We start from the raw sequence: 2,083 nt of genomic DNA on the forward strand, positions 1-2,083 counted from the left end.
GTTATGAAGAACAACAAGAAGTGTTTAAGAAAATTGATGAAAAATATCCCAATAGTATTAGATTTATTGATGATATTTAAGATATTTGACAATTAAATAAGTAGTGATTGGATGGAACATAAATTGTGGGAAGATGTTGGTAAAAATGTAGAATTGATTGATATTGATAACGAAAAATTTACCGGTCGTGTAGTTCATTTTTATGATGATACGGTGAATAATAGTAATGAGTGTTCAATAGAAATAAAAACCAAAGATTTACACTTTGATATATTAGAATCAGAAATAAAAAGTATTAAAGAAGTAGAGTTGAATAGTGAGAGTTTGAGATTATGGGAATAAATAGGTAAAAGAGTAAAAGTATTAGCGACAAATGGTAAAACATTTGAAGGTGTAGTAATAAATGTAGATGATGCTTTCGATAATGAAAGTGGATATGATTCATTGAATATAGAAACAGATAAAGAGAATGATGTAGTATATGATCTGAACGAAAATGAAATCGAAAGTATAGAAGAAATAGAATGATTTTCGCCCATCAGCAGAAGTGTTGGTGGGTAACTAAGTTTTATAGTGTTTTATTTTTTAATTATGATATTATAAAAAGTAATGCACAATCCTTTTGGAGGAACTTTTATGAATATTTTGTATAAAGACAGAATTTTTTGTTTTATTATTATTTTAATCGTTTTTGCTTTCTTCTTATATTTTCGTTGAAGCATAGACCTAATGAGATATGTATTACCTGCACTTATCACATTATTAGGGGTATATATGACTGCAAGTATAGCAATTTTTAATGTCAATAAAACATTAAAGAGCAACGAAGAAAATTCTTACGCTACTGTTAAAGCAAGTTATGAAAATAAAGAAAGAGATCTATTAGATAATTTAGATTCGAAATCGGAATGGCGAAAGCAACTATATGATGTTGCTTCGAAAACGTTTCTAACTACTGACGATGTATATAGAGTGTTAGCATCTTTAAGATACCTTCCTAAAAGTAGTGAAACTGATAAGTTTAGTTCGTTTTCAAGGCCTACAAGAGAAATTTATAATGAAATGTATTCTGTTTTAGATAATTATAAAGAAAATATAAATTCGGCAACAAATAATGCAATTAATGGAATAGATAAAACACCAGTAGTATTTTTATCATTTGAATATAGTGAAAAGGTACGTCTATATACTAAATATTTATTGAAACATCATTGGGAATATAATAATTATCAAGAAAAAAATAAATTTATGAAGAATGAAGATGAAATATTTAATGAAGTTAAAACAGAAGTAAGAAAGATAAATACTATATATACTCATTTATCAAAACAAAAGAGGCTTAAAGGAGTGAGCACTAGCAATTATAAAAAATAGTGGCTATTTGATAGTTATTTTTAAGGGCAAAAAAAGGGCATAATTTTGATAATAAGGGCAAGGGTATGAACAAGAAATCATCTTAAAATGCTCATATACGCCTAAATAACAGTGTTTTGATTATTCGTGAACTTCCTTGACAAACTACTCAATTATTCCATCTAAATAATAGCGAAATATTTATTATCCCCTTTACTGTAATGGCTAATGGGATTTTTGTGTAATCTTTGTTAAAGAAGCTATAAAAATAAAAAACACTAACTATTCATTAGGTTGAGTAGTTAGTGCTTTTTTGAGGTTTTGAGTATTTGGTAGATGCGTTTAAGTCATATTTCTAATTAATTAAACTATTTAAAAAGTGACAACAATGTTAGTTTTAACTACTTTATTACGTGTTATCATTGAATTACCAACAATATTGAATAGATGTCGTTTTGACAATCAAGCTATTTCCGGATGATAGATATTTTTTAAATAGCTTAATTTTACAATTAGCACAGTTATCTAAATTAAAATATGAATGAATCAGTGCATTGAATTTTAAATGATAACTACAAATATCTTGAAATTAAAATTTTAAAGTTAAACTAGTGATTTTATTAAAACGCGTCTTATTAATAAATGACTTTTAAATATTAAGGAGTGGATTGAAATGAGTCTAAAAGAAATGTGGAATTACTTATTAAATAAAAAGTGGCGTACTAATGAT

General features: G+C 26.3%; 2 protein-coding genes. Both read left to right on the top strand.

Annotation, left to right across the window (positions count from 1 at the left end; translation table 11 throughout):
• Window positions 1–111: 111 nt before the first annotated feature.
• Window positions 112–342 (top strand): LSM domain protein, encoded by a 231-nt coding sequence (locus tag ACF91D_RS29920; protein WP_392438353.1) that lies wholly within the window; start codon window positions 112–114, stop codon window positions 340–342.
• 432 nt (window positions 343–774) lie between these two features.
• On the top strand, window positions 775–1,374 hold the full coding sequence (locus ACF91D_RS29925; protein WP_392438355.1) for a hypothetical protein: 600 nt from the start codon (window positions 775–777) through the stop codon (window positions 1,372–1,374).
• The last annotated feature ends 709 nt before the right edge of the window (window positions 1,375–2,083 follow it).

The sequence above is a fragment of the Staphylococcus sp. 231237_7MaSpsaltlick genome (assembly GCF_043107035.1).